This window comes from Corynebacterium sp. KPL2830, from assembly GCF_040225635.1.
Lineage (GTDB): Bacteria > Actinomycetota > Actinomycetes > Mycobacteriales > Mycobacteriaceae > Corynebacterium.
Map to the genome: position 1 here is coordinate 1 of NZ_JBEHFR010000023.1, position 26,354 is coordinate 26,354.

Here is a 26,354-nt window from a genome sequence, read left to right on the forward strand (position 1 = left end):
AGCCAGCAGGCTCGTGGAAGGAGCCCGAGTATCCGGCTGGAAACAAGCCATCAACCAAATGGCCGTAGCCTTTCCCGACCGCTTCGACAAATACCTATAAACCTAACCCCACACACAAACAACTTGACACGCTCGTCGACGCCGGCACTCCGCCCTCGGGATGGTCAGCCCCGTCGATTTCGAAAACCACACCACCCAAACCAGAAACGAAGAAGAAATAGCTGCCTAACCACTAGGTAGCTTGACTAGGTGTCCACGATTTGCGGGCAACCCCACCACGACACTTGCAGACCTTACGCCGCTTCAGCGCAAGCAGGTCACCGATGGCACAAAAGAGTTTCCCTTCGAGATCGTACTCGAAATCTTAAACTCTAAACACAGCTATGAAGAGAAAGTATCCCGCATCCTCGCCATCAACGGCACATGGATGAATGCGATGTCAGGGAGTCAGTGGGCAATAGGCCCTTTAAGTAGCACGGCCTACTCCGAAAGAGTAGGCATAGGAATCAGATGGGGCGAGATCGCATTTTCACCGTTACTAAACATCGCAGAGAACCTTATCGATACGTATCCCATCTGGCCGGGCGTGCTTATGGAATTTGCTCACATGCAAGAAGACAATCGTGATTACTACCGCCAGCGAATTCAGAAAAACTAGCACTGCTACCACCAGATAGGTACCAGCCCAAAAAACAGAACCCGTTCTTCAGCTATTCGCAGGATGCGTATTTACCAGTCGGGGCCGGACGTGACCCCAAAAAGTGTATACGCCAGGGTTAGGCCCCTACTATTTTCCTATCCACTCGCATTAGGTCCCCAAGGCGTGTGGTGGGGTTTGACTCTTGGGCTAGCCGCTGCAAGTGCGATCCTGTGGAAAAAGTTTTTCCACAGCACCGCTTCGGCAGAGCGCGCCTGACGGTAAGTATGCTTGCTTCTGAACTGGATGAGGAAACACGGCAGTACGAACTGTCCCGACTCTTGTTGCGAGACGTTCGCAGCTCTGAAGGGCGCTTCTTACCAGCGGGATTCGATCTCCGTAATTTCTATCGAGATGCGGCGGCGCAGCGATTGCGGTGCCTTAGCTTGGCCGGCACAGCAATTGCGCACGAGGGAGCGGACGAGTTCTTCGCGCTCTAGGCGTTGCTGGCAAAAATCACATTGGGCGATGTGCTCGCGGATGGCTAAAGCGCGGGCGTAGGTCGTGGATTCATCGAGAAGCTCGCAAAATAGGTTGTGTACCTCAGTGGAGCTGCACGCACCGCAGTTCTTTCCGGTTGCGCCTTCCATTATTTCTCCTCCATGTCCGGGTGTTCTAATCCAATTCCTTGTTCACGTGCTACGTCCTTCAACGCCTTCCGGAGCATTTTTCTTCCACGGTGCAGGCGGGACATCACCGTTCCCAATGGAGTATCCATGATTTCGGCGATTTCCTTGTACGCTAAGCCCTCCACATCGGAGTAGTAGACCACCATCCGGTAATCCTCCGGCAGGTCATTAATGGCCTGCGAGATGGACCTATCTGGCATCTCTTTAAGCGCTGCCACCTCAGCGGATTCCAACCCAGTGGAATCGTGCCCTGCGGTGGTATAGAGCTGAAAATCACTCAGATCATCGGCAGAAGACTCGGTAGGACGCCGTTTCGCCTTGCGATAGGAGTTGATGTAGTTATTGGTCATGATGCGATAAAGCCATGCCTTCAGATTCGTTCCCTGCTTAAAGGAATGGAAGGACTTATAGGCCTTCAGATAGGTCTCTTGCACCAAGTCTTCCGCATCTTGCGGGTTTCGCGTCATGCGCAGCGCGCCGCCATAGAGCTGATCGAGCAGCGGGAGCGCTTCCTTTTCAAAGCGGCGCTGCAGCTCCTTCTCGCTCACTGTTTCTTTAACCACACAATCTATCCTAACGTCTCACGCTAAAATTCCTATATGGCCAAAAAGTCCCCGCATGCCGCTACCCCGGCGCTGAAAGTCATCGAAGATGCCGGAGTCAAACACTCCATATCCACCTTTGAAGCGGGCAAGGACCACTTCGGTGACCACGCCGCGGCGGCCTTAGACGTAGAACCCGAGCGCGTGCTGAAAACGCTCATTATTGATCTCACCGCGGGCAAAGGCCCGCGCCGCGAGCTGGCGGTGTGCGTGATTCCCACCACGCACCATTTAAGCCTCAAGAAGGCGGCGGCCGCCCTTGGCGTATCTAAGGCCGCCATGGCGCAGGTGCACGATGCCGAGAAATCCTCAGGCTACGTGCACGGCGGTATTTCCCCGCTCGGACAAAAGAATCCGCTGCCCACGGTGATCGAGGAATCCGCGGTGCTCTTCGATACTGTCTTTATCTCCGGCGGCCGCCGCGGCTTAGATATTGAGCTCAACGCAGAAGACCTCGCGCGCTTGTGCGGGGCTAACTTTGCCGATCTACTGGCTGAGTAGCTCCGGGTAGTCATTTGAGACAGTCCCCACAGCCTTATCCACCGCGTGGTACTCAAATCCCCGCAGGCCCGTGGGTGCTAGCAGCTCCTTAGCTTCGTCGGCGCTACCCTCGAGCCAGGTGCGCATCTCCTCTGGCGCTAAAAATCGCGGCAAGCGGTGGTGCAGCCACTCCATCTCTTCGGTAGCCGCGGTGGTCACGATGGTGGCAGAGAGCCGATCCAACCCGGTATCCCAGAGCCCCGCGGCCCACAGCAGTCCCTGGTCTGGATGGACGTAGTACGGTGTCTTGGTGGAGCCATCCTTGTGCCACTCGTAATAGCCGTTCATGGGGATAAGGCAGCGCTGGGATTTAAAGGCGGTGCGAAAAGACGGCTTGCTCGCCACCGTTTCTGCCCGGGCATTAAAAAGCGGCGGGCCATCTAGGTCTTTCTTCCACTGCGGCAAGAGCGCCCACCGCGCGGGATCGACTTCCGCTAGCTCCTCGCGCACGCGCACGATGGGAATGGGCTGAGTCGGGGCAATATTATATCGGGGCCCAGGCGTGCCCTGTGGGGCGTGGACTTCCTGGATTCCCGGGAGGTTTCCCACCTCATCGAGGAGGGACTCGGTAAAAAGAACGAATCTTCCGCACATGGCCTCTATTATGGACACTATGTCTCAACCTTGGACCGCCCCGCTGGCTACCAGCCCCGTTACGGGGGAACACCAGGTGCCAGGATCGAAATCGATTACCAATCGCGCCTTCATCCTGGCCGCGCTGGCTGATTCCCCGTCCATCCTGCACGCCCCGCTGGTATCGCGCGATACGCAGCTAATGGAGGATGCTTTGCGTGCCATGGGGGTTCGCTTCACCCATGACGGCGCCGATATCCACGTCCAGCCTGGGAAGCTGCACGGTGCCACGGTGGATTGTGGGCTGGCCGGCACCGTGATGCGCTTTGTGCCGCCGGTTGCGGCGCTGGCGGATGGCCCGGTGCGCGTCGATGGCGATAAGCAGGCCTATAACCGCCCCATGTCCACGACGCTGGATGCGCTGCGCAGCCTCGGCGTTGATGTAAAAGGCGAAAGCCTGCCCTTTACGGTGTCCGCCAACGGCGTGCCGGAAGGCGGCAAAGTCACCATCGATGCTTCTGGTTCTTCCCAGTTCGTCTCCGGCCTGCTGCTGAGCGGGGCGCGTTTTTCCCAGGGCATCCAGCTCACCCACGAGGGCGGCCAGCTACCATCTATGCCGCACGTGAAAATGACGGTGGGCATGCTACGCCAGGCGGGCGTACGCGTGGATTCGGATGGCACGACGTGGACGGTGCATCCCGGCCCCATTGCCGGGCGCGAATGGTTCATTGAGCCGGATCTCTCCAATGCCACGCCGTTCCTCGCCGCCGCGGCGGTCACCGGCGGGCGCCTGACCATCAAGAATTGGCCGGCGAATACCACCCAGCCGGGCGATGCCATCCGCCAGATCCTGCTGGATATGGGCGTGATGGTAACCCAGGAGCACAACAGCGTCACGGCAGAGGGCAACCCGGCAGGCAAGCTGCAGGGCATCGAGCGCAATATGGGCGATATCGGGGAGCTTACCCCCACCGTTGCGGCCCTGTGCGCGCTCGCGGAAACGCCGTCGCGGCTCACGGGCATTGCCCACCTGCGCGGCCACGAGACCGACCGTTTGCAGGCGCTCGCGGCGAATATCAATGCGCTGGGCGGCAGGGTCACCGAGCTTGACGATGGCCTAGTGATCGAACCCGCCGAACTCCACGGCGGCGATTGGCCGTGCTACGCCGATCACCGCATGGCCACCGCCGGTGCCATTCTGGGTTTGAAAGTCCCTGATATCCAGATTGAGGATATTTCCACCACTTCCAAGACCCTGCCCGGTTTCGCCCGCATGTGGGAGACGATGTTGCACCCCGACCAACAGGATTTACATGGCTAGACGTTTCGGTTCCTTTGATGAATCTGATGTGCGCGTGCGCCCCGGAAAGGGCTCGCGCCCGCGCACCAAGGATCGTCCCAAGCACAAAAATGCCAAATACGGCATGGTAATCACCAAGGACCGCGGGCGGTGGGGCGTCGCGCTTGACGATGGCCCCCACGTCACCGCCATGCGCGCCCGCGAGCTGGGCCGCACCGCCATCGAAGTCGGTGACCGCGTCGGCGTGGTTGGTGATACCTCTGGTGCCAAGGACACGCTGGCGCGCATCGTCAAGCTGGCGGATCGCACCTCCGTGCTGCGTCGCACCGCCGATGACACGGATCCGTATGAGCGCATCGTGGTGGCCAATGCCGATCAATTGCTGATCGTTTCTGCCGTGGCCGACCCTCCCCCGCGGTCCGGCTTTGTCGAGCGCGCCTTGATTGCCGCGTTCGTGGGCAACCTGCACCCCATTTTGTGCCTTACCAAGACCGATCTCGCGGACCCGACGCCGTTTGCAGAAGAGTTCGCCGATTTGGATGTCACGGTGGTCGAGGCCGGGGTCGAGGATGGCTTGGAAGCCGTGCGCGCGCAGGTAGATGGCCATATTACCGCGCTCATCGGGCATTCCGGGGTGGGCAAGTCCACGCTGGTCAACCGGCTAGTTCCAGATGCAGAAAGGGAAACGGGGGAAGTATCGGGCATCGGCAAGGGCCGGCATACCTCGACGCAATCGGTGGCCCTCCCCTTGCCCACCGATGCTGCTGGCACCGACTCCCAGGGCGGCTGGATCATCGATACGCCGGGTATTCGCTCCTTTGGGCTGGCGCACGTGGACGCGGATACCGTCCTTGGCGTTTTCGAGGACCTCGCTGCGGCTATTGAGGAATGCCCGCGCGGCTGTACGCACGCGGGTCCACCGGCGGATCCCGAATGCGGGCTCGATGATCCAGAAATCATTCCCGAGGGCACCGCTACCGCCCGCCGGCGCGATGCGGTACGCGGGCTGCTGCAAGCCCTGCGCACCAACGTGGAGTGGGAAAACTAGCGCGGCTTAGAGCAATTCCACGAGGAAGGGCAACTCCGTGGGGTGGTAGAAGGCCATGAAGTTATCAAGGGCATCTCCCACCGCGAGCTCCGCGTCCTCATCGCCCAGGTCCGCGGAATCAATGGCCTCGATGGCCTTGGCGGTTGCCTCTTCGGATTCTTCAATATCCACGTGAATGGCGGCGAGATTATCAGTGCCAAACTGCGCTGGCTGAAGCTCCACCACCGGCTCGCCCATATCTGGGCGCGGGGTGACTGCAGTTTCATCAACATCGATGGAAATGACCACGCGCCGGTGCGGGAACTTCTCCTCGTCCCCAATGGTCAACAGGCGCAGCGAGGCCATGGAGGCCTCGAGGAAGGCCGAGTAGGCAATCTCTTCTTCATCGCCTGCGGTATAAAAATCGCGCAAGGCTGGGGTCACCATGAATCCCCACCCAGAGCGCGCCGCGAGCGTTCCGGTCTCAGCGAGCTCCGCCAGCATGGCATAGGTCGCCGGAATATAGACGCGGGCTTGAGCCACTAAAATTCCCCTTCAATATCGAATACGGCTTGAATTTCTACAGACACGCGGTCGAAGCTGGTGTACAAGAAACCGATCATCCCGGCATCGACGGCGGCGCGCACGTTGAGGATCGAATCATCGACCATGACGCAATCGCTCAAGGGCAGCTCGAGGGCATCGGCAGCCGCTTGGAAGGCCGCAACCTCCGGCTTTTCCGCCCCGATTTCGCCAGACAGCACCACGGCATCGACGTTGCCGCGGTATTCCCACTCGCGAATGTGCTCAGCGCCGGAACCGCCCGGGTCATTAGACAAGATAGCGGTTGCGGCACCATTTGCCTTCGCCGCAGATAGCAGAGCCTTCCAGCGGCGATTGTCCTCTTCAGCGCCATCGAGGACGCCGACATAGTCAACGATGAGACCACGCATATTTTTAATCCTTCAGTACACGAATACTTTGTAACTCCCGAAAGTATAGCGAACTGCGCTTATATTCTCGCCCGCCTCATACAGGAAACTGCCAGAAATAGCGCGCGCAGCGCCCCCATGAGATAATTATCACGCGTTCGCCTCCCTGCCCTTTTTGCAGGAGCACTCATTTCACCATGTATGAGCCCATTCCCGGCTACTCTCATCTCAAGCTATACATCGCCCCGCACCGCATCCATTACGGCCGTCTGCCCACGACGGCAGAGGTAGCCGCCCAGCACCATATCCAAGCCTGGGTCGTCTTTATCCTTGAGGTCGCCGCCGGCTACCGCCCGCTGGCAAACCTTAATTCCCCGCGCTTTTCGGATTCCATCCGCCTGCACATTGGTTCTTGGGTACACCGTCGAAAAAGCCCCTATGACACCGATGCCCTGCGCCTTACCAGCCTGCACGCGCGGCCTAATGGCGAATACTTCGGTTCCGCGGTCATCGGCACCCAGCGCCACGCCTTTACCGGCTCCGCCACGGACCAGGGGCTGCGCTCGTTTCGGCTGCTCTAAAACTAACAGCGCTCCTCCCGCTTTCCCCACCGCGCGAGGGCGGGGAGGAAGAGGAAGGGGTGCAAAAGAGCGCGGAGGTTTTATGCCTCTACTGTTTCTTGGCCTGCAGGACCAGAGCCCGAGTCACCGCCGGACTCTTGGTTTTCTTCCTGCTGCTTGAACTGCTTGCGCAGCATGAACAACTGGCGCACGGTTTCTTCCTTCACGCCTTCATTCATGGCATTGAACATATCGCCACCCTCCTTCTGGTATTCCACCAGCGGGTCGCGCTGCGCCATCGCGCGCAGGCCGATGCCCTCCTTGAGATAGTCCATCTCATAAAGGTGCTCGCGCCATTTCTGGTCAATAATCGGCAGGATGACCATGCGCTCGGTATTGCGCATCTGCTTGTCTCCGCCGATGGCAGACACGGCTTCCTCCAGCTTGTCGTACTCCCGGTTCGCGTCGGTGACGAGGGCATCGCGCAGCTGCTCCGCGGTGAGCTCGCCTGGGGAGCCGTACTCGGAGCCTTCTACGAGTTCCTCCGGGGACATCGTGGGACCGTACAGTGCCTCGAGGGCATTCCAGAGTTCCTCGAGGTTCCAGTCCTCGACATAACCGGTGGCGGTAGCACCCGCGACATAGGCAGAGACCGTGTCATCGATCATGGTGCGGATATCGTCCTTGATGTCATCGGCATCGAGGATGGAATAGCGCGTGGAGTAAACCACCTTGCGCTGCTCATTGAGCACCTCATCGTACTTCAGCACGTTCTTGCGCATCTCGAAGTTCTGGTTCTCCACCTGCGCCTGGGCGCCCTTAATGGAGTTCGAGACCATCTTGGCCTCGATGGGGACATCATCAGGCACGTTGAGGCGGTTCATCATGTGCTCCATGGACTGGCCCACAAAGCGCACCATCAATTCATCGCGCATGGACAGGTAGAAGCGGGTCTCGCCCGGGTCCCCCTGACGGCCGGTACGACCGCGCAGCTGGTTATCAATGCGGCGGGACTCGTGGCGCTCGGTGCCCAAGACATAGAGTCCGCCCGATTCGCGCACCTCATCGCCCAAGCGCTTCGAGCGCTCTTTCTCGCCGTCGATCTCGGCTTCCCAGGCCTCCTGGTACTTTTCCTCATCCTCAAAGGGGTCGAGGCCGCGCTCGCGCAGCTTCTCATCAAGGATGACTTCCGGGTTACCGCCAAGCACGATATCGGTACCACGGCCGGCCATGTTGGTTGCCACGGTCACGGTGCCGGGGCGGCCCGCACGGGCAATGATCTGGCCCTCTTCTTCGTGGTGCTTGGCGTTGAGCACGTTGTGCTGCACGCCGCGCTTGCTAAGCAACTGCGACAAGTATTCGGAGCGCTCCACAGAAGTGGTACCGACCAAGACCGGCTGGCCATGCTCGACGTGTTCTGCAATATCATCAACCACCGCAGCGAACTTTGCCTCTTGGGTCTTGTAAATGCGGTCCGAGTGGTCGGTGCGCTGGTTCGGCTTGTTGGTAGGAATAGGAACCACATCCAGCCCATAGATGGAATGCAGCTCCGCGGCTTCCGTTTCCGCGGTACCGGTCATGCCGGAGATCTTTTCATAGAGGCGGAAGAAGTTCTGCAGGGTAACCGTCGCCAGCGTCTGGTTCTCGTTTTTGATCTCCACCTGCTCCTTGGCCTCAATGGCTTGGTGCATGCCTTCGTTGTAGCGGCGACCGGCCAAAACGCGGCCGGTAAAGCCATCCACGATCATCACTTCGCCGTTGCGGACGATGTAGTCCTTATCGCGGGTAAAGAGCTCCTTGGCCTTCAACGCGTTATTGAGGTAGGAAACCAACTGGGAGTGCTCAGGCGCGTAGAGGTTATCAATGCCGAGCTGATCTTCGACGTACTCCACGCCCTCTTCCAAGACGCCGATGGTGCGCTTTTTGTGGTCCACCTCGTAGTGGATTCCCTCGCGCATGCGCGGCGCCAGCTGCGCAAAGACGCCGTAGAACTGGGAAGAGCCGTCAACCGGGCCGGAAATGATGAGTGGGGTACGGGCTTCATCGATAAGAATCGAGTCCACCTCATCCACGATGCAGAAATTGTGTCCGCGTTGAACTACATCATTGAGGGTGCGCACCATGTTATCGCGCAGGTAATCAAAGCCCAGCTCGTTATTGGTGCCGTAGGTAATATCGCAGTCGTAGGCTTCCTTGCGCTCTTGCGGGCGCATTTCAGACAAGATAACGCCCACGGACAGGCCCAACCAGCGGTGCACACGGCCCATCATCTCGGCGTCACGCTTGGCCAGGTAGTCATTGACCGTGACGATGTGGACGCCTTGGCCCTCCAAAGCGTTGAGGTAAGCGGGCAACAGGGAGGTCAGGGTCTTACCCTCACCGGTGCGCATCTCTGCCACGTTGCCAAAGTGCAAGGCGGCACCGCCCATGATCTGCACGGGGTAGTGCTTTTGTCCCAGGACGCGCCAAGCGGCTTCGCGGACGGTAGCAAAAGCATCGAGCAAGATGTCGTTCTTTTCTTCGCCATCTTTCAAGCGAGTTTTAAACTCGTCAGTCTTGGCCTTTAGCTCATCGTCCGAAAGCTCCGCGTACTGATCCTCGAGTGCAATTACATCGTCTGCAATCTTGCCCAGGCGCTTGACCGTACGGCCCTCGCCCGCGCGCAGCAGCTTGGAAAGTCCAAACACTATTCGTTAGTCCTTCTTGTCGCGACACATTAGTTAACTTCCCGCAATTGTACTCACGCCACTGCCCTTGTCGCGTTCCACCCGCCATTAAACGATAGTGATTTCACACTAAACGCACTAAGAAAATGGATAGCTCACAGCATGAGAAATCACCCCCTCCCCGCCTCATCGAGCAATCGCGCGATGGGCAGGAAGGGGGTGAAGTAACTTAACGCCCTAGCCGGGCACGAGGGATTTTAGCCCTCTGCATCCTCAGACAAGGAGATGATGCCGTAGTCGAAGGCGTGGCGGCGGTAAACCACGGAAGGCTTGTTGTTTTCCTCATTAACGAAGAGGAAGAAATCGTGGCCAACCAGCTCCATCTCGCTCAAGGCATCGTCCACGCTCATCGGGGTGGCCGGGTGCTCCTTGGTGCGCACGATCTGGCCGGGGCGAACGTCCTCGACGGTCTCAGCATAAGGATCGACCAAACGCTCTTCCTTAGCGCGCTGTGCTTCTGCCTCCGCAACCATCTCAGCGGCGATTTCGCCGGTGCCCTTCTGTGCGCGGTGGCCGCCCTTGACGTATTCACGGCGCACCTTCACCTTGCGCAGGGAACGTTCCATCTTCCCCATTGCGGTTTCCAGCGCTGCGTAGAAGGAGTCTTCCTTAGCCTCTGCGCGGGCGATGTGACCCTTGCCGGTTGCGGTGATCTGGATGCGGTCGGACTCTGCTTCGCGGCGTGGGTTCGGCTCGTGCTGCAATTCCACGTGGAAGAAGGTCAATGTGGGATCAAGGCGTTCAATCTTTGCCAGCTTGTCGTTGACGCGCTCCTGGAAGTGTTCCGGTACATCAACGTTACGGCCCGTAATCGTTACCTGAGCTTTGTTTGGCTGGGACATTGAGATGCCTCCCTTTGGTAGTGGGGACTAGAAACAATCACAGTAACTGTTCCTCTGTGACACTTTTAATAATACCAGTGGTTATGACCTGATGGCATTAGGGGGTAACACCGTGCACCCCACCCTGTGATGTGCCTTAAGCATCGGCAAAAGCCAACGCCCCATAGACCGTGGCGCCGGCGGCGCGCAGGGCCGCCATGCTGGCCGCGAGGGTAGCACCGGTGGTTATAACGTCATCGACAAGCAGCGCCTGCTCACCGCCCATCGGGGTGCTAATCCCCACGCGCCCCTGCAGGTTCGCCCACCTATCCTGCGCATTGAGCTCGGATTGATCCGCCGTATCCGCGCCCATGACAAGCGCCTCGCGCACCCGCAGGCCCTGCTGCCGGCGCGCCGCACCCTGGCACATGGCCATCACGGGATCACCGCCGCGCATGCGCGCAGAGCGGCGCCGCGTAGGGGCCGGCACCAGGCACAGCTCGCGGGGAATCTCGCCACGGGCGGCCAAGTGTGCCACGCCCGCGGCCACCACAGCACCTATATAATCGCGCACTTCCCTATTGCCCTGTTCTTTCATGCTGATGATGATATTGCGGCGAATATCGGAATAGGACCCTAGGGCAAATACCGGCGCCCCGAGCAGCCGCGGGCGGCTTACCAGGTAAGGAGGCTGGCGCAGGTGTTCCCGGCACTGCGGGCACAAGACGTGGCCGGGCGCGCGGCACCCGGCACACGCACGCGGAAAAATCAGCTCTCGCACACTCACGGCGCGACACCACCCCATCCCCCGAAAGGTCCTCTGCGGCAGCGTCGCCTAGCGCCGCCGCCTTCTAACTGGACACGATAGGCGAAGAGCGCCGACCCTGCAGGCCAGGCACCTCGCGCCAGTTCACCTCATCGACCACCGTGGCGGGAAGCTCCAGCATGGCATGGGAATCCGTAATATAAAGCTTCGATGGCGAGGTAGCCACCGCAACTACCGGGGCGGTGATATTACCCGTCGGCATGGTAGAGGCCGAGGAACCATCCTGCTCGATGCGCCATACCGGCGACTGCCCAGAGGACGTACCCACAATGAGCGAGCCATCGTTATTCCAATCCAGCGATAGTGCCGAGCCGGAAACTTCAGGGCCCACTTCGCGGGCGTTGACGATGCGCTTATCGCCGCTGCTGGATTGGGCCACCGCGGCGATGTAGACGTGGCCGTCAATGATCATCGCAGCGCGTGCGCCGCTATGAGAGAGGCGGATAACTGAGATTTCGCCCTCGATATCGTCGATGCTGCGGGCATCGACCTCGGATTCTGAAATCCGCCCGGTGGTCTTGGAGCGCACGACGCGCACGATGCGGTCACCATCGACCACCGTCCACACGGCCTGCCCGTTATATTCAAAGGTGGGCCGCGCCAGCGTCTTACCATCAACCGAATCCTGCAGCGCGGCACCAATTTCGCCCATCTGCAGCTTGAAGTCGCCGCTAGGCTTCCGGCTAACCGCCGCAATCATGCCGGACTCGGTGACATCGACCGATTGCACATTGCCGCTCGAGCCCAAAGAGCCCTTAACCGGCTCGGCCACCCCGCTATCGACCTCCAGCACGTTGCCCTCATTCAGGGCGTACAGCGTGGACAGGGAATTGCTATTGACCTTGGGGTTATAGTCAGCAAAATCATCCACGCTGACGGTGTCCATGCCTTCTACCAGATTGCTGCCATCAGCCTTGACCTTGAAGGGGCCGATATGCCCGGCATCAGAAAGCGTCCAGACCAATTGCGCCGCAAAGCGGGTGCGGTCATTTTCATCCAGGTCCGACAGGCCCTCGAACTGGTAGCCGTTTTCGTTGTCATAGCCGGCGAAGGTGACCTTTTCATCCGCCGCCCGGCGGGTGGCCGGAGCAATGCTGCTAGATGGGCCTTCCATCAAGAGGGTGATCAGCGTGGACTCGGATTCCTCGCTGCCCTTATACAGCCACCGGCGGTCCGGGGCGAGGACGTCATCGGTTTGTTTATAAAAATAGAGCGATTGCGGGGTGTAATGATTGCGCAGCTCATTGCGCTCGATAACCAACCCTGCCGGAAGACTATCAACGAGCCACTGGTCATCTACCATTTTCATGTCAATGGTAGCTTCATAGCTCTCATTTTCCGGCACATAGGCCCCGCCGGATTTGAGGCGTCCGATGATGGTGCCGCGCACATTGAAGGAACGCGCATCCGCCGCCGTATTTTGCTTCTTATCGGGCGCGGTCACGATATCCAGGCTATCGACCACCATGACATCGCCCGAGGCATCCCAGGCCCCGCGGGCGTTATTCGTGAGGAACCCGCGAGCAGCATCGTGGTCATTGGTAGGAACGGCCGCAGCGCGATAAAAATCGCGAAGGGTAAGGTCCGGGTCCGCCCCCACCTCTGGGGCAATGACCTCTTCCGGGCCATCGGCCTGTTTGTGGTAGGTACCCACGACCTGGGGGCTCGTATCGTGCGGCAAGGTTGAGCAGCCGGTGACAAAGCACAGCGCCACCACCGCGCCCACGGCGGTGTGCCGCCGCCATATTCCCTTCATAATGACCGAATTCATTTATTTATCCCCCTTAAAATCCGGCGCCTTATAGGAGCGCCTCTCGGGCGAGGCGGCCCCGGCGGCCCCACGGTTGCGCTCAGAAGGCCACAGGATTCCGTCACCATCCGCCTCGGCCGCCTCCGCCGAGTCATCGTCGATGCCAATTCCGCGGCCTACCACCGAGCTGCTGCTTGGCGATGCCCCACCGGCGCCACCCTCGCCCTCATCTTCTGCTGCACCAGCATCCGCTTCCCCAGCGTCCGCTGCATCAGATTCCGATGAACCAGCATCACGAGCTGCATCATCGGCGGCGCCAGTTGCGCTGCTGGGTTCTGCGGTAGCAGGGGCATCGTCAAGCGAATCGTGCCCGTCGTGCGCGGCGTCTGAACCGGTGCCCGGGGCGCCTGGAATCTCGCGGGAGATGGGTTCTTCACCAATCTCGGTATTCGGCTCGCGCGGGATGATGAGGCGGAAGCGGGAACCGTACCCGAAGACGCCAAAGGCATCGAGCGTGCCGCCGTGCAAGACCGCGTCCTCGCGGGCAATGGCAAGGCCCAGCCCGGTGCCGCCAGAGTGGCGCTTGCGGGAGGAATCCGCGCGCCAGAAACGGTTGAATACCAGCTCTTCTTGCCCTGGTTTCAGGCCCACGCCGTGATCCGTTACCGCCACGCCCACGGCCTTCTCCGTGGTGGCGATATCGATGACCACGGGTTTGCCCTCAGAGTGGTCGATGGCATTGGCCAAGAGGTTGCGCAAAATGCGCTCGATGCGCCGGGAATCGGCCTGGATGGTGATCCGCTCGTCCGGCATATTGCGGACCACCTCCACGTCGAGCTTTTGGGCTAGGTGCTCAACCTGGCGGTAGGCGGCATCCACGCAGGATCGCAGGTCAATGGCCGTGGTGGACAGGTCCGCCACGCCGGCATCGTGTCGGGAAATCTCGAGCAGATCCGCGAGCAGCTCCTCGAAGCGGTCCAGCTCCCTGGACATGAGCTTGGAGGCGCGCTGCGCGCCCGCGGGCAGGCTATCGGCCTCGGATTCGATGAGGTCTGCGGCCATGCGCACGGTGGTAATGGGGGTGCGCAGCTCATGGGAGACATCGGAAGTAAACTGCCGCTGCAAATCGCCGTATTCCTCCAGCTGCGCAATCTGGGAGGACAATTTATCCGCCATATTATTAAAGGAGGCGGCAAGCCGGCCCATCTCATCGTCCCGGTCCACGGCCATGCGCTCCTTGAGGTGGCCTGCGGCCAGGCGCTGGGCGATGCGGGACGCGGACTTAATCGGGGTAATGACCTGCTGGGTTGCCAACCAGGCAATGCCCACCAGCAAGACCACGACCACCACGCCGGCGGCAGAGAGCAGACCGCGCATCAGCGCCATTGTGGACTCTTCCGATTCCATGGAAAGAGCCAGGTAGACCTGCAAATTCGGAATCTCGGCATCGGTGGGCGTGCCCACCATGAGCGCGTTATAGTAATCGCCATTGCCGCGCGGGACCGGATAATACTGCTGCGCAATCTGGTCCTGGCCCACCATCTGCCGCATTTGTTCCGGCACCGGGAAATCCTCCGGCGAGGTGGTGATGGATCCATCTTGGTTTTCCACCACGATGACGGGTTCATACACGGCCTGCGCATCGCCTTGTTGCGCAGAGAGCTGATCCAAAGAAGCGCGGGCGGAATTGATGCGCACCTGCACCGAATTGGCCGAGCTGGTGGCATCGATTTGCTGCTCCACCGCCGTGCGGGCGCGCTCGAGCTCCTGCAGCGCGACGTCTTCTTTTTGGGATACCAACCGCTGGGTCAGCACAGAGACCAAGGCATAGGCCAAGATGATCATGACCACCGAGGAGGCGACCACAATCATGCCGATAACGCGCGCCTGCAATGAGGTGCGCAGCGTATCTACTATGGCGTCACGAATGCGCCGCACGCGGTCCAGAATTCTGATGTTTCCTTACTCCCCGGCACCGGCCTTGCCGGTCTTATACCCCACGCCGCGCACGGTCAGCACGATCTGCGGATCTTCCGGATCGTGCTCGATCTTGGCGCGCAGGCGCTGCACGTGCACGTTAACCAAACGAGTATCGGAGGCATTGCGGTAGCCCCAGACGGATTCCAGCAGCGACTCGCGGGTATGCACCTGCCCTGGGTGCCGCGCCATTTCCAGCAGGAGATCGAACTCCAGCGGGGTCAGGTTTAATTCGGTGCCATCGGTACGGCGCACCGTGTGCTCCGGCACGTCGATGATGAGATCAGCGACCTCAAGGGTTTCCGGTTCCGCGGAATCGGTGCGGCGCAGGCGCGCCCGAATGCGGGCGATGAGTTCCTTCGGTTTAAAGGGCTTGGTGATGTAATCATCCGCGCCGGATTCAAGCCCCAAGACCACGTCCACGGTATCGGTCTTGGCGGTCAGCATGACGATGGGCACCGCGGACTCGCGCCGGATGGTGCGGCAGATATCCACACCATTCATGCCCGGCAGCATGAGGTCCAAAAGGATGAGATCCGGTTCGTGCTCGCGGAAGGCAGGAACGGCATCGTTGCCATCCATGACGGGGACGGGGTTTAGTCCCTCAGATTCAAGGACAATGGTCAGCATTTCCGAGATCGCTGGATCATCATCCACGACCAAAATCGTTGGCGCCACGTTTTAATCTCCTACAAGGTCATTTATTGCTGCCGTAATAGTATCCGCATCGGCGGTGGCGATCCAGCGCCCACCCCAACCGGATTCGACCAAGCGCCGGTAGGCGGCGGCGGTGCGCTCCTGCAATCCCCCATCGCGTTCATAGTGGTCGCGCTCGCGGGTGGAATCGGTGGCGGCCCGAGACTGCGCTCTTGCCGATGCCACCTCCACCGCCGTATCCACATACACCTGCAGGTCCGCTTTCGGCAGGCCCAAGGTGCCAAATTCTAGATCGTGGACCCACTGGAAGAGGCTATCGTCGCGCAACCGGGCCGCGGAATAAGCGGCATTGGAGGCCACATAGCGATCCAAGATCACAACCTCGCGGGTTTCCTTCGCCGCCAGCAATTCCTCTTTTATCCCAAAGCGGTCGAGGGCGAAGAGCGTGGCCATGCCGTAGGCCGAATCCGTGAGATCGCCCATCTTTCCGTACAGCGCCTCGCGCGCGAGCTGCGCGTGGATGGAGGTGTCATAGCGCGGAAAGGATACGGTCCTTACCGAGACTTGGAGGGCGTCTCGCACTGCGGTCGCAAGCGTATTTTTTCCGGCGCCGTCGATGCCTTCAATGCTTATGAGCATGGTGAGATACGCAGAATCCTTTCTGCTCTGTGGCGGCGCCTTTGGCACCGAGGGAGGTGGTTTTTTAAGAAAGTGCCTCGATAAACGGTTCCACGTCGTAGTCTTCTTCGACGGTGTCCAAGATCTCGAGGGCATTTTCGGTCAAGGTATCGTCAACGGTTCCCACCAAGTCCCTAATATAGGGGTAGTCCTCGACGGTTTCGCTGGCACTGAACGGCGCGCCCGCCCAAATGGCGGCGATCGTGGCCGCAGCGTGGGCGTTGAGCTGTTCCTCTTCGGTTATATCGTCCTTGCTGCGGGCTACCTCGCAGGCATCCTGCACAGCGCGGATTACCCCTTCTTCATCGAGGTTTGCCAATTCATCTAAAAAATCCACGTTGAGATCGGTGCTAAAAATCTCTTCGTCCCAGCTGCTCATTTCTCACTCCTTCGACGGGTTTAGCGCCATTTATACACGCTTTTCCGGCGGAGAAAAATCGGGCATGAAAAGGATTGCATAGGCACTGCCTTTTCTCATCTTCGCGTTGTTTACATATCACGGAATCCGCAGCCTATCGCGGAAATTCCAATACATGATACTCTCGTTATCAACTTGTTACCCACCCTATGCAACCAAGAAAGGAGGGCACGATGAAACCAGATTCACGTCGCGTGTACGTCTTCATCGTGCTCGGCCTTATCGCCGCCGTCGTCGTGGGAGTGGGCGTGTGGCGCATGAGCACGCCGAGCGCCCGTTACTCCAATGCCGCGAATGAGTCCCCTACCTCTACCGTGGCACCAAAAAATACGTCCGCTGAAGAATCGACCTCATCGTCGACGCATAAGAAGCCCTCGACGGAAAACTCTGCCCCCGCAGAGGCCAATTCTGGCGCCGGTGAATCAGACCACCAACACCCTGAATCAACGGACCCATACTTGGCGCCCAATGCAGTCACGCATCCCCACGCAGCCACCCGCCCTACCAAGGTGTACCGTCCCGACAATGTGTACTCGCCAGGCACTTCCGTTAATAATGCGCCCTCCAACCAGGGCGGGCAGCTGCCGCAGAATGGTAACGGCACAGGCACCGGCACCATGCAGGCGGTCCCGGATAACCCCAGCAAGCCGGATAACCTAGCACCGTCGTCCCCGGCACCGAGCTCACCGGCGCCCGCCCCCGCCCCGGGCAAAGAGAAGCCTGGTCAGGACGATCAGGGTGGCGAGCCTGGCAAGCCTGGTAAGCCGGAGGAGCCGGCCGAATCCGGTACCCCGGCGCCGCCAGCGACGCAGGCTCCGCACAAGCCTCGTCCCGAGTCGAGCACGCAGCGCACCCCGTCGGCTCCCGATCCCACCACGGAGGGACACGGCGCGGGAGCGGGCGCGCCTTCTGGTGCACCGCAGACGAAGAATAAGTCGCACGCCGAGCCACAGGCAACCGAGAAGCTTGCCCCAACGCAGCAGCAGCCAGGAAACCAAGAACCCACGGATCTCCCGGCAACGGGAAGCTCAGCCGCCAGTTCTTCTACTGCGCGCTAAATCCTCACCACGGCTAGCGCACTGGTGATGAAGAGCTAGTCCCGGCCCAACCGTGGCCAGCACCTAAAAATGCCCCCTTGCTGGGATTTTCCAGCAAGGGGGCATAGTTGTGAGGCCGCTTAGACTCGGGCGACGAATAATTGCGCCGTGCTGCCCTCAGGATTTTCCTTTTCTACAGCGTGAGCCTGGGCGGTAACCATGCCGTCGGAGGCCGGCAGCCATGCGGCCTGGCCCGGGGAAAGGATCAATTCCTCGCCCGCAGCATTGCGCAGGTTGAGGGACCCACCGGTGCACAAGGCGATGGTGGGGCCGTCATAGTCGAGGTCGACGGAAGAATCCGGCCCGAGCTCGGCGCGGTCGAGCAGGAATTCATCAATGGGCACCGGATAGGACCATGCCGCGGCGCCGTGGACATTGTCCTGGTGCTGCTTATCCTTTTGCTGCACCCGCGGCTCAGTGGCGGCCGCGTAGGTCAAGACCTTGACTAGCTCCGGTACATCCACGAATTTCGGGGTCAACCCGCCGCGCAAAACATTATCGGAATTGGCCATGATTTCTACGCCAAGTCCGGAGACATACGCGTGGAGTTGTCCGGCATCGAGGTAGACGGCTTCGCCTGGGGCAAGCTCGATGTGGTTGAGCAAGAGCGCACCAAGCACGCCGATATCGCCAGGATAGCGGTCATTAAGGTCCACCACCGTAGCCATGACCCGCGCCTTCCAGTCCGTGGGATCGGCGGTGATCAGGCGCTCACCGGCGGCGACGATGGCCTTAATGAGCTCCTTGCGCTTGGCCGACGGGATGGTAATCCACGTGGTAAAAAGCACCCGGAGGTTGGCGGACTCGGAGGATTCCTCGGGATCATCGTCAAGCATGGCCAGGTAGCGCTCAAGCTCTGGGCACTGCAGGGCGGCAAAGAGCTCGCGGGTTTGTGCAAGGGGACGGAAACCGGCCATGGCGTAGAAATCCGAAAGAGCCACGATAAGTTCCGGCTTGTGGTTATCGTCCTTGTAATTGCGGTTTGCGGCCTGCAGGGCAATGCCCGCTTCGTTTTCGCGGGCGAAACCCTCCTCGGCCTGCTCCTTAGACGGGTGGGCCTGCAAAGACAGCGGATCTTCGGCGGCAAGGATCTTCAGCAGGAACGGCAGGTTCTCGCCGTATTCTTTATAGACTCGAGCGCCCAGCTGGCCTTCTGGATCCGCCGCAATAACCTCATTGAGAAGCTGGCCATCCACCGTGGAGGGATCGCCCGGGTGGGCGCCAAACCAGAGTTCAGCCACCGGCTTTTCTGCGGCTTCTTCGCCCCGCAGCTCAGGGATGAGGGTGCGCGAACCCCACGAGTAGTTGCGGGTAGCGCCTTCCAGTAATTGCATTTATTTCTATCCTTTAGAAATCTCGTAGGCGGTCGCGGCAAAACTCCGCGTAATAAGCTGCAGTGAGCGGGCAAGATGCCCAAGGCCCGGTTCCGGGTCGGTGCTGCGGACTGCAAGCGAGTTGGGCAGGTTCGCCTCTTCCTGCCCCCAGAAAATCACCTTCAAGGGTATCAAAGGTACATCCGCGCCAGCACCGTCGATGAAGGGGTCGTAGAAAAGGTCATCGGCAGGCGCGGGCGCCGTACTGGATTCAGCACCCCGATCGAGTGCGCCGCGCAGGTCAGCGGGCTCGACAAAGGTGCCGGGCAACCCGTGCACGGCCCAGATGGTTGCTGCCATACGGGCGACCAAGGTATCGATGTGTACGCGCTCGCGGCGCTCGGCATACGCGTAGGGATCGATGACGCAGGAGTGGATAATCCGCGCGCCCTCGGCGTATTCGCGCAGCTGCCGGCCGGGATTGATGGCATCATCGCGCTCTGGCGAAAGCTGCTCAATCTCGCGGTCCACGGCGGCGGCTAGATCCTCTAGCTCCTCGTGCACCGCGTGTGGGGAGGTATGCACGATGCTGCACAGCGCGTACAGGGCCGTGATAAACCGCGCCGGCGAGCAGCCCTCTGCGGTGGGAAGCGACGGGGCAATCAGGGTGTCTTCCGGGCAATCCTCTACCAAGGGGCCGCTTGCCGGGCCCACCAAGATGGTGGTGGCGCCACGCTGGCTTGCCGCGATGAGCGCGCGGGAGGCCCAATCGCATTCTGCGGGCTCGCCCACCGCCACGACGATATCGAGCGCGCCCACGTATTGCGGCAGCGATTCCGTCACCACCAGCGGAATGCGCAGCGGTTCGGCCAAGCCGACGCCGAGGTGCGCTGCCTCGCGGGCGATGGCATCGGTGGGCAGGATGACCAGGGAGCGCGGGTTGAGCCCGTTGAGGATCTCACCCCAGCGCCCCATTTGCCCGGCGAGCAGACGAATCTGCGCGCCCTCGTGGGCGACATCAAAAAATCGCACCGTTTCGGTGTCATAGGCGGAACCATCAGTGAAACCGTTATCCATATCGCTCAAGCATAGTCTGGCTCCCACTATGATGGTGCGGCATGACGTCCGCACAGATTCACCCCGTATCCCTTATCGGTGGCGGCCCCGGCGCGTGGGACCTGATTACGGTTCGCGGCATGCACGCCTTGCAGGAGGCCGAGGTCATCCTGACCGATCACCTAGGCCCTGCCCCGCAGTTGGATAAGCTCTGCAATATCTCCGCCAAGGAGCTTATCGATGTCTCCAAGCTGCCCTACAAGAAGTCCATTACCCAGGACAAGATCAACGAGCTGCTCATCGAGCACGCCCAAGCCGGCCGGAAGGTAGCGCGGCTGAAGGGCGGAGATCCTTTCGTGTTCGGCCGCGGCTTTGAAGAAGTACAGGCCTTAACCCAGGCATCTATCCCCACCACCGTCATCCCAGGGGTGACCTCCGCGGTTTCCGTGCCCGCGGGCATTGGCATCCCCGTCACCCAGCGCGGAATGGTTCACGGCTTTACCGTCGTATCAGGGCATCTGCCGCCTGGTCACGAGAAGTCCCTGGTGGATTGGCATGCCCTGGCCCAGTCAGGTGCGACCTTGTCCATAATCATGGGCGTGAAAAATGCCCCGGCGATTGCCAGGGCATTGCAAAAAGGCGGGCTTGCTGGGTCGACGCCGTGCGCGATTATTCAGGAGGGCACCCTGGATACGCAGCGGGAATTTCGCTGCGATCTAGAACACCTTGCGCAGACGATGGAGGACAATAACGTCTCCTCCCCCGCTGTGTATGTCATTGGCGAGGTTGCCGGCCTCAACCCGGCCGAGGATTAGGCTTTATCCGCCCGCGGTGCGGATTCCTCCACGGCGCTCACGTCCTTGGAGGCACCGGCCGCGCTGTGTGCAAAACCTGCGGCATGAAATTCCGCGTGCGCCTTGGTTTCGGCGTTTTCGGCCTCCAGCTCCCTCGCGCGGGCTGCCCGGGTAGCGCGCGCACCGTGGATGGTGGCGGAAATGCCCACGACGAGGACTAGGACCATGAGCAGCGGGGAGACGAAGCCCGGTACCGTCAGCCCGAAGTAGGTTTCTAGCCCGCCTAAGACCTTGCCGATATTGAGAGCCACGATGGCCGTACCCACGAGGCCACCGAGGACGACCGGCTCGATCCGGGAAATCACCCATGCCGCAATCGGGGCGGCGATGGACCCGCCGATGAGCAGGGCCAGCACGGCGGAGAGGTTGGCGACGATATCCTGCCACAATCCAACGACGAAGCCGAGGGTGGCGCCCAGTGTGACCAAGAATTCGGCGGTATTTACCGTGCCGACGATGCGGCGGGGCTGCTCGCGGCCAATCGCCATGAGCGTGGAGGTGGATACCGGACCCCAGCCGCCGCCACCGGTGGAGTCAACGAAGCCGCCAACGGAACCGAGCCCGATCAAAAATGGGGTGGAATGGCTGCGCTTTTGCACAAACTTCGCCCGGCGCGGGCGGGAAAAGCGCCAGATGAGGTTGCTGCCGATGGCCACCAAGATGAGCGCGGTAATGGGAGCGGCCGCATCGGTGGAGATATTGGAGAGCACGGTGGCGCCGATAAACGCCGCGATGGCCCCCGGCACGCCCAGCCGGAAGACGGTTTTCCAATCCACATTGCCAAAGCGGGCGTGGCTCAGGCCAGACATTGCGGTGGTTCCTAGCTCGGCTGTGTGGACGACGGCGGAGGCTTGGGCAGGCCCAAGGCCCGCGAGGAGAAGGATGGTGGTTGAGGTGACGCCGAAGCCCATGCCGATGCCGCCATCGACAAGCTGGGCGGCCGCACCGGCCACGGCGATTAAAATAAGGGTTAGCATGGGACACCGACCTCCTGGGCGATGTGATAGTGGGCAGCAACGATGCCAGCGAGATCGGTACCAAGAACGGGATCGACGGTGACATTGCTGGGGGTAGATGACAGTGGTTTAAGGAGCAGTCCTGCGGTTACAAAGAGCGGGATAACCCGCATTCGCGCAGTGCTCCTTGCCAGTGCATGAATGTCATTGCTGCCACCGCGGGTGGCGAACGCGGCCGTGGCGGGTACGCCGGTGAGCAGGGATACCCGAGCGGCGAGCCGGCGGATGGAATCATTGGCCGCAGCGTCAGAGGAACCGACGGAGTAGATGACGTGGTGGGTATCTGCAGGCCTGGCGCGCGCCGCGAGTACCGCCGCCAGTTCCTCTTCCCCTGCTTCCCGCCTGTCCGCATCTCGTACGCCATGCTCTGCGGCGCGCCCTCCGGAGTTCCCTCCGCCTAAGCACTCACCTTGCACCAAGCGCAGGCCTGAGGCCTGTTCGGCCGCAGCGATAACGCGGGGAACGTCAACGCGCTGGTGGTAGCCCTGGGTAAAAAGCAGTGGAATGACTACGGCCGTATCCTCCCCACAACGGGCGAGGTCGACCGCAGCTGCGGTGAGATCGGGAGTATTGAACTCCAGGTGCGCCGCACGATAAACCGGGCGAGCTGGTATCGCGGCGGCAGCGGCCTGGGTGAGCCGTTCAATGCCGGCGGCGGCGCCCGGGTGGCGCGAGCCGTGGGACAAGGTGATGAGTGCGGTCATGGTGCATCCTTAATCCACTGGAGCCGTGGAGTGTCCGCGGCGGGCTAGGGAGCGCTGGAGGGCCTCGGTGGAAGAGACGGCTGGGGCCGGTGCCACGGGGGCATCGTCTTGGCCGTGGAAGCGGACCGAAAATACGCGCAGGCACTCCTGGCAGTTCCAGGCAAAGTCGTCTTCTTCATCGGGGAAAAGATCGGTGCCGGCGCAGTACGGGCAAAAGGTGGGGTGGTTGCGATTGGGATTAGGCTTACGGCGAAAATTCACTGCAGATCTTCCTCCTCGGCGCGCAGTACCCAGTGGCGGAACTGCTCGCCTTCTTCGCGTTGTTCCTTATACTTATTGACCAGCCGGATGACGTAGTCCGGCACTTCATCGGCCACGACCTTGTGCCCGCGGAGCTTGCGGCCCCAGTCGGGGGACAGGCCGAGGGCACCGCCCAAGTGGACCTGGAATCCCTCGACGCGGTTGCCATCGGCATCGGTGACGATCTGGCCTTTAAGCCCGATATCGGATACCTGGGAACGCGCGCACGCATTGGGGCAGCCATTCAAGGCGATGGAAATGGGTACATCCAAATCCCCCAGGGTGTCTTCGAGAATGTCCACCAATTCGATGGCGCGGGCCTTCGTGGTCACGTGCGCCAACTTGCAAAATTCCAGTCCGGTGCAGGAAATGACACCCCGGCGGAACTCCGTAGGCTGGGAATACAAGCCCGTTTCATCCAGCGCGCGGGAGAGCGCCGGAATATCGTCTTCTTCCACATCGAGGAAGAGCAATTCCTTCATCGGGGTGGTACGGATGCGCGAAATGCCAAATTTTTCTGCGACATCGGCAATGGCAATGAGCTGCTCGCCCGTCGCGTGGCCCACGGTGGGTTTCACGCCGACGTAGAACTTGCCGTCCTTTTGCCGGTGCACGCCCAGGTGATCGCGGCTGCCGGGGTTGACCTCGAGCGGGATGCCATCGGCCAACGGCTTCTCCAAGTATTCCTCCTCGAGGACCTGGCGGAACTTTTCGATGCCCCATTTAGCCACCAAGAACTTCAGGCGTGCGCGATTGCGGTTGCGGCGGAAGCCATAGTCGCGGAAGATGCTGACGACGCCGGCCCATACTTCCGGCACGCGCTCGAGCGGCACCCACGCCCCCAAGGATTGCGAGAGCATCGGGTTGGTGGATAGTCCCCCGCCCACGAAGCAATCGAAACCGGGGCCATATTCGGGGTGGTTGACGCCTACAAAGGCAACGTCTTGGATTTCGTGCGTAACGTCCTGGCGCGCATTGCCGGAAATGGCGGTTTTGAACTTGCGGGGAAGGTTGTGGAACTCCTCGCGCGGTAAGTAATTATTCTTAATCTCTTCGATGGCTGGGGTGGCATCGATAATTTCATCCTCGGCTACCCCGGCGACCGGCGAGCCCAAGATGACGCGCGGCACATCGCCGCAGCCCATTAAGGTGCCCAGGCCCACAGATTCGAGCTTGTCCCAGATGGTCGGCACGTCTTCGATCTGAATCCAGTGCAGCTGAATATTCTGGCGGTCCGTAAAGTCCGCGGTGGAGCGGGCATAATCGCGCGAGATTTCTCCCACCGCGCGCAGCTTGGCTGGATCGGCGCGGCCGCCATCGAAGCGCACGCGCATCATGAAGTATTCATCTTGCAGTTCCGCGTTGGATAGCTTGGCAGTCATCTCCCCGCCCAGGTTCTGGTTGCGCTGGGTATACAGCCCCAACCATTTAAAGCGCGGTGCTAAATCCTCCGGCGGGATGGAGGAAAATCCCTGCTTGGAGTAGATGTCTATCACGCGCTGCTTGGCAGAGAGGCCACCATCATCCTTTTTGATGGCCTCATCGTTATTCAACGGTTCCTTACCGTCAATTTTCCACTGGCCCTCGGGCTTATTGGCACGTGGCTTGCGTTTGGTCGTTGTTGCGGTAGCCATAATGTGGTGTAGACCTCCCTTTCAAAGCGTTGAGGGAAAACCTACCCGTCTATAGATTGCAGACAACGCGGTCTGTTTTATTTTCACTTTTCCCAAAGCTATGACCTGCACTTTGAGAAGGTTTAATAAAGAATCTAATTATTCCGCTTGTGCGCAAACAGACCATACGGTTCACTCTCTTAAGAGAAATCCCGCGCTCACCCGCTGCAAATAGACCAATTAGTCTGTTTGCGCATTTTCGTTGAGGAGCACCATTCCTCCTCGCAGCGTCGCGGGAGAATACGCACACTAGAAAGGCAAAATTACCGTGTCAGATAAACCCTTAAACGTTGCCGTCATCGGTGCCGGCCCCGCTGGCATTTACGCCTCCGATATCTTGGTGAAAAAGACCGGCGGAAACGTGCACATCGATCTCATTGAGCAAATGCCCGCGCCCTTCGGTCTCATCCGCTACGGCGTGGCCCCTGACCATCCACGCATTAAAGGAATCATTAAATCCCTGCACCGCGTCTTAGATACGGAGCAGATTCGCCTGCTTACCAACGTGCACATCGGCCGCGATATCACGGTGGACGAGTTGCAGCAGCACTACGAAGCCGTCGTCTTTGCCACCGGCGCAGTAGGCGATCGCCACCGCGATATTCCGGGCGCGCAGCTGCAGGGCGTGCACGGCGCCGGTGAGTTCGTGGGCTTTTATGACGGCAATCCGCGCTTTGAGCGCGAATGGGATCTCTCCGCCCGCGAGGTCGCCGTCATCGGCGTGGGCAATGTGGGACTGGATGTCTCGCGCATCTTGGCCAAGACTGGCGATGAGCTCAAGGTGACCGAAATCGCCGATAATGTCTACGATTCGCTGGCACAAAATAAGGCAGAGACCGTGCGCGTCTTCGGGCGCCGCGGGCCCGCCCAGGCTAAGTTCACCCCGCAAGAACTCAAAGAGCTCGACCACTCGGAAAACATCAATGTGGTCGTCTCCCCCGAAGATATTGATTACGATGAAGCCTCGCTAGAGGCGCGCGCTTCCAGCAAGTCCACGGATTTGGTCTGCCAGGTTCTTGAGCAATATGCCATTCGCGATCCTAAAAAGGCCCCGCATACACTGCAGATCCACCTATTTGAGCAGCCTGTGGAGATCCTCGGTGAAAATGGCCGAGTCAGCGGGATTAAAACGGAGCGCACCGAGCTGACCGGCGATGGCAACGTGCGCGGGACGGGTAAATTCACCACGTGGCCGGTGCAAGCGGTTTACTTTGCCACGGGCTACCGCTCGGACGCCGTGGACGGCGTGCCATTTAATAGCGAGAAAAACGTCATCAACAATGACGGCGGCCACGTCATCGACGAAGAGGACGCCATCGTGCCCGGCCTCTACACCACCGGCTGGGTAAAACGCGGGCCCGTGGGCCTGATTGGCAATACTAAGTCCGATGCCAGCGAAACCATTGGCATGCTGCTTGATGATGCCGCCGCGGGCACCCTACCGTCCCCCACCGCCGGGGACATCACCGAAGCCTTCGCGGATAAGGGCATCGACTACCTCACCTGGCAGGATTGGCAGCGCCTCGATGCCGCAGAGCGCGCTTTGGGCGAGCGCGAAGGCCGCGAGCGAAAGAAGTACGTGGAGTGGGAGGACATGGTCGCCCACTCCCGCGCGCAGTAATTCAGCA

The 26,354-nt window shown here is 60.3% G+C and carries 27 protein-coding genes; 8 read left to right on the forward strand and 19 right to left on the reverse strand.

Going from position 1 to position 26,354, the window contains the following annotated elements; genetic code table 11:
• Window positions 1-241 precede the first annotated feature (241 nt).
• The gene (locus ABRP87_RS08555) at window positions 242-658 is read left to right on the forward strand and encodes a hypothetical protein (protein WP_349868343.1); all 417 of its coding nucleotides are present in this window, start codon (window positions 242-244) and stop codon (window positions 656-658) included.
• A gap of 356 nt (window positions 659-1,014) precedes the next feature.
• Here the strand turns inward: ABRP87_RS08555 and ABRP87_RS08560 are convergent, their stop codons facing one another.
• Window positions 1,015-1,287 (reverse strand): anti-sigma factor, encoded by a 273-nt coding sequence (locus tag ABRP87_RS08560; protein WP_239269419.1) that lies wholly within the window; start codon window positions 1,285-1,287, stop codon window positions 1,015-1,017.
• On the reverse strand, window positions 1,287-1,889 hold the full coding sequence (locus ABRP87_RS08565) for a sigma-70 family RNA polymerase sigma factor (RefSeq protein WP_239269418.1): 603 nt from the start codon (window positions 1,887-1,889) through the stop codon (window positions 1,287-1,289). The genes ABRP87_RS08560 and ABRP87_RS08565 overlap by 1 nt, the downstream gene beginning before the upstream one ends.
• Before the next feature lie 36 nt (window positions 1,890-1,925).
• Here ABRP87_RS08565 and ybaK point away from each other — a divergent pair, with 36 nt between their 5' ends.
• Window positions 1,926-2,429 carry a Cys-tRNA(Pro) deacylase gene (gene ybaK / locus ABRP87_RS08570; RefSeq protein ID WP_349836724.1) on the forward strand — a complete coding sequence of 168 codons (504 nt, stop codon included), beginning with the start codon at window positions 1,926-1,928 and terminating at the stop codon, window positions 2,427-2,429.
• Here ybaK and ABRP87_RS08575 read toward each other — a convergent pair.
• A complete protein-coding gene (locus ABRP87_RS08575; protein ID WP_349868344.1) occupies window positions 2,415-3,062 on the reverse strand; it encodes an SOS response-associated peptidase in 648 nt (215 codons plus the stop codon). The two genes, ybaK and ABRP87_RS08575, sit on opposite strands and share 15 nt — an antisense overlap.
• Between ABRP87_RS08575 and aroA the strand changes: the two genes are divergently transcribed.
• Together aroA and rsgA are read left to right on the forward strand one after the other, a co-directional pair.
• Window positions 3,061-4,362, forward strand: a complete 1,302-nt coding sequence (gene aroA, locus ABRP87_RS08580) for a 3-phosphoshikimate 1-carboxyvinyltransferase (protein WP_349868345.1) — start codon at window positions 3,061-3,063, stop codon at window positions 4,360-4,362. The two genes, ABRP87_RS08575 and aroA, sit on opposite strands and share 2 nt — an antisense overlap.
• Window positions 4,355-5,389 carry a ribosome small subunit-dependent GTPase A gene (gene rsgA, locus ABRP87_RS08585; protein ID WP_349868346.1) on the forward strand — a complete coding sequence of 345 codons (1,035 nt, stop codon included), beginning with the start codon at window positions 4,355-4,357 and terminating at the stop codon, window positions 5,387-5,389. Before aroA ends, rsgA begins: the two co-directional genes overlap by 8 nt.
• A gap of 6 nt (window positions 5,390-5,395) precedes the next feature.
• Here the strand turns inward: rsgA and ABRP87_RS08590 are convergent, their stop codons facing one another.
• Window positions 5,396-5,911, reverse strand: a complete 516-nt coding sequence (locus tag ABRP87_RS08590) for a DUF6912 family protein (protein ID WP_023025632.1) — start codon at window positions 5,909-5,911, stop codon at window positions 5,396-5,398.
• A complete protein-coding gene (locus ABRP87_RS08595; protein ID WP_005281786.1) occupies window positions 5,911-6,321 on the reverse strand; it encodes an HAD-IA family hydrolase in 411 nt (136 codons plus the stop codon). Before ABRP87_RS08595 ends, ABRP87_RS08590 begins: the two co-directional genes overlap by 1 nt.
• A 176-nt stretch (window positions 6,322-6,497) precedes the next feature.
• Between ABRP87_RS08595 and ABRP87_RS08600 the strand changes: the two genes are divergently transcribed.
• A complete protein-coding gene (locus tag ABRP87_RS08600) occupies window positions 6,498-6,881 on the forward strand; it encodes a hypothetical protein (protein WP_005277527.1) in 384 nt (127 codons plus the stop codon).
• An 80-nt stretch (window positions 6,882-6,961) separates the two neighbouring features.
• Here the strand turns inward: ABRP87_RS08600 and secA are convergent, their stop codons facing one another.
• From secA to ABRP87_RS08640, 8 genes are all read right to left on the reverse strand, one after another.
• Entirely contained in the window at window positions 6,962-9,547 is a 2,586-nt protein-coding gene (secA, locus tag ABRP87_RS08605; RefSeq protein ID WP_005277525.1) for a preprotein translocase subunit SecA, read from the reverse strand.
• A gap of 236 nt (window positions 9,548-9,783) precedes the next feature.
• On the reverse strand, window positions 9,784-10,428 hold the full coding sequence (gene hpf / locus ABRP87_RS08610) for a ribosome hibernation-promoting factor, HPF/YfiA family (RefSeq protein ID WP_005277524.1): 645 nt from the start codon (window positions 10,426-10,428) through the stop codon (window positions 9,784-9,786).
• A gap of 136 nt (window positions 10,429-10,564) precedes the next feature.
• On the reverse strand, window positions 10,565-11,194 hold the full coding sequence (locus ABRP87_RS08615; protein WP_349868347.1) for a ComF family protein: 630 nt from the start codon (window positions 11,192-11,194) through the stop codon (window positions 10,565-10,567).
• Window positions 11,195-11,258: 64 nt separating this feature from the next.
• Window positions 11,259-13,004, reverse strand: a complete 1,746-nt coding sequence (gene lpqB / locus ABRP87_RS08620; RefSeq protein WP_284628923.1) for an MtrAB system accessory lipoprotein LpqB — start codon at window positions 13,002-13,004, stop codon at window positions 11,259-11,261.
• Complete coding sequence (mtrB, locus tag ABRP87_RS08625; protein ID WP_349868361.1) at window positions 13,005-14,876, reverse strand: MtrAB system histidine kinase MtrB; 1,872 nt, start codon at window positions 14,874-14,876, stop codon at window positions 13,005-13,007.
• Window positions 14,877-14,945: 69 nt separating this feature from the next.
• The gene (gene mtrA / locus ABRP87_RS08630; RefSeq protein ID WP_005281774.1) at window positions 14,946-15,638 is read right to left on the reverse strand and encodes an MtrAB system response regulator MtrA; all 693 of its coding nucleotides are present in this window, start codon (window positions 15,636-15,638) and stop codon (window positions 14,946-14,948) included.
• Window positions 15,639-15,641: 3 nt separating this feature from the next.
• Entirely contained in the window at window positions 15,642-16,256 is a 615-nt protein-coding gene (locus ABRP87_RS08635; RefSeq protein ID WP_349868348.1) for a dTMP kinase, read from the reverse strand.
• A 64-nt stretch (window positions 16,257-16,320) separates the two neighbouring features.
• Window positions 16,321-16,674 (reverse strand): DUF4259 domain-containing protein, encoded by a 354-nt coding sequence (locus tag ABRP87_RS08640; RefSeq protein ID WP_005277508.1) that lies wholly within the window; start codon window positions 16,672-16,674, stop codon window positions 16,321-16,323.
• A 212-nt stretch (window positions 16,675-16,886) separates the two neighbouring features.
• Between ABRP87_RS08640 and ABRP87_RS08645 the strand changes: the two genes are divergently transcribed.
• A complete protein-coding gene (locus ABRP87_RS08645; RefSeq protein ID WP_349868349.1) occupies window positions 16,887-17,771 on the forward strand; it encodes a hypothetical protein in 885 nt (294 codons plus the stop codon).
• Between the two features lie 119 nt (window positions 17,772-17,890).
• Here ABRP87_RS08645 and manA read toward each other — a convergent pair whose 3' ends face one another.
• Window positions 17,891-19,144 carry a mannose-6-phosphate isomerase, class I gene (gene manA, locus ABRP87_RS08650; protein WP_005281766.1) on the reverse strand — a complete coding sequence of 418 codons (1,254 nt, stop codon included), beginning with the start codon at window positions 19,142-19,144 and terminating at the stop codon, window positions 17,891-17,893.
• A 6-nt stretch (window positions 19,145-19,150) separates the two neighbouring features.
• Window positions 19,151-20,200: an exopolyphosphatase gene (locus ABRP87_RS08655; RefSeq protein ID WP_349868350.1), complete on the reverse strand. Its 1,050-nt coding sequence runs from the start codon at window positions 20,198-20,200 to the stop codon at window positions 19,151-19,153.
• A gap of 41 nt (window positions 20,201-20,241) precedes the next feature.
• Between ABRP87_RS08655 and cobA the strand changes: the two genes are divergently transcribed.
• Window positions 20,242-20,994 carry a uroporphyrinogen-III C-methyltransferase gene (gene cobA / locus ABRP87_RS08660; protein ID WP_349868351.1) on the forward strand — a complete coding sequence of 251 codons (753 nt, stop codon included), beginning with the start codon at window positions 20,242-20,244 and terminating at the stop codon, window positions 20,992-20,994.
• Here the strand turns inward: cobA and ABRP87_RS08665 are convergent.
• The 4 genes from ABRP87_RS08665 to ABRP87_RS08680 are packed head-to-tail and all read right to left on the reverse strand — an operon-like array spanning window position 20,991 to window position 24,687.
• Window positions 20,991-22,010 carry a sulfite exporter TauE/SafE family protein gene (locus ABRP87_RS08665; protein WP_349868352.1) on the reverse strand — a complete coding sequence of 340 codons (1,020 nt, stop codon included), beginning with the start codon at window positions 22,008-22,010 and terminating at the stop codon, window positions 20,991-20,993. The genes cobA and ABRP87_RS08665 overlap by 4 nt on opposite strands.
• Entirely contained in the window at window positions 22,004-22,753 is a 750-nt protein-coding gene (locus ABRP87_RS08670; protein ID WP_005281758.1) for a sirohydrochlorin chelatase, read from the reverse strand. Before ABRP87_RS08670 ends, ABRP87_RS08665 begins: the two co-directional genes overlap by 7 nt.
• Before the next feature lie 9 nt (window positions 22,754-22,762).
• A complete protein-coding gene (locus ABRP87_RS08675) occupies window positions 22,763-23,014 on the reverse strand; it encodes a hypothetical protein (protein WP_005277497.1) in 252 nt (83 codons plus the stop codon).
• The gene (locus ABRP87_RS08680) at window positions 23,011-24,687 is read right to left on the reverse strand and encodes a nitrite/sulfite reductase (RefSeq protein ID WP_349868353.1); all 1,677 of its coding nucleotides are present in this window, start codon (window positions 24,685-24,687) and stop codon (window positions 23,011-23,013) included. Before ABRP87_RS08680 ends, ABRP87_RS08675 begins: the two co-directional genes overlap by 4 nt.
• Before the next feature lie 307 nt (window positions 24,688-24,994).
• On the opposite strand from ABRP87_RS08680, the gene ABRP87_RS08685 reads away from it, so the two are divergent.
• Window positions 24,995-26,347 (forward strand): FAD-dependent oxidoreductase, encoded by a 1,353-nt coding sequence (locus ABRP87_RS08685; RefSeq protein ID WP_349868354.1) that lies wholly within the window; start codon window positions 24,995-24,997, stop codon window positions 26,345-26,347.
• The last annotated feature ends 7 nt before the right edge of the window (window positions 26,348-26,354 follow it).

What these genes read in the sequence shown, in the direction of transcription:
- ABRP87_RS08575 (WP_349868344.1), bottom strand. Translation starts at nt 3,062, where the DNA reads ATGTGCGGAAGATTCGTTCTTTTTACCGAGTCCCTCCTCGATGAGGTG.
- ABRP87_RS08560 (WP_239269419.1), bottom strand. Translation starts at nt 1,287, where the DNA reads ATGGAAGGCGCAACCGGAAAGAACTGCGGTGCGTGCAGCTCCACTGAG.
- ABRP87_RS08595 (WP_005281786.1), bottom strand. Translation starts at nt 6,321, where the DNA reads ATGCGTGGTCTCATCGTTGACTATGTCGGCGTCCTCGATGGCGCTGAA.
- ABRP87_RS08670 (WP_005281758.1), bottom strand. Translation starts at nt 22,753, where the DNA reads ATGACCGCACTCATCACCTTGTCCCACGGCTCGCGCCACCCGGGCGCC.
- aroA (WP_349868345.1), top strand. Translation starts at nt 3,061, where the DNA reads ATGGCCTCTATTATGGACACTATGTCTCAACCTTGGACCGCCCCGCTG.
- cobA (WP_349868351.1), top strand. Translation starts at nt 20,242, where the DNA reads ATGACGTCCGCACAGATTCACCCCGTATCCCTTATCGGTGGCGGCCCC.
- ABRP87_RS08645 (WP_349868349.1), top strand. Translation starts at nt 16,887, where the DNA reads ATGAAACCAGATTCACGTCGCGTGTACGTCTTCATCGTGCTCGGCCTT.
- rsgA (WP_349868346.1), top strand. Translation starts at nt 4,355, where the DNA reads ATGGCTAGACGTTTCGGTTCCTTTGATGAATCTGATGTGCGCGTGCGC.
- ABRP87_RS08600 (WP_005277527.1), top strand. Translation starts at nt 6,498, where the DNA reads ATGTATGAGCCCATTCCCGGCTACTCTCATCTCAAGCTATACATCGCC.
- ABRP87_RS08665 (WP_349868352.1), bottom strand. Translation starts at nt 22,010, where the DNA reads ATGCTAACCCTTATTTTAATCGCCGTGGCCGGTGCGGCCGCCCAGCTT.
- ybaK (WP_349836724.1), top strand. Translation starts at nt 1,926, where the DNA reads ATGGCCAAAAAGTCCCCGCATGCCGCTACCCCGGCGCTGAAAGTCATC.
- ABRP87_RS08680 (WP_349868353.1), bottom strand. Translation starts at nt 24,687, where the DNA reads ATGGCTACCGCAACAACGACCAAACGCAAGCCACGTGCCAATAAGCCC.
- ABRP87_RS08640 (WP_005277508.1), bottom strand. Translation starts at nt 16,674, where the DNA reads ATGAGCAGCTGGGACGAAGAGATTTTTAGCACCGATCTCAACGTGGAT.
- lpqB (WP_284628923.1), bottom strand. Translation starts at nt 13,004, where the DNA reads ATGAATTCGGTCATTATGAAGGGAATATGGCGGCGGCACACCGCCGTG.
- manA (WP_005281766.1), bottom strand. Translation starts at nt 19,144, where the DNA reads ATGCAATTACTGGAAGGCGCTACCCGCAACTACTCGTGGGGTTCGCGC.
- hpf (WP_005277524.1), bottom strand. Translation starts at nt 10,428, where the DNA reads ATGTCCCAGCCAAACAAAGCTCAGGTAACGATTACGGGCCGTAACGTT.
- ABRP87_RS08655 (WP_349868350.1), bottom strand. Translation starts at nt 20,200, where the DNA reads ATGGATAACGGTTTCACTGATGGTTCCGCCTATGACACCGAAACGGTG.
- ABRP87_RS08635 (WP_349868348.1), bottom strand. Translation starts at nt 16,256, where the DNA reads ATGCTCATAAGCATTGAAGGCATCGACGGCGCCGGAAAAAATACGCTT.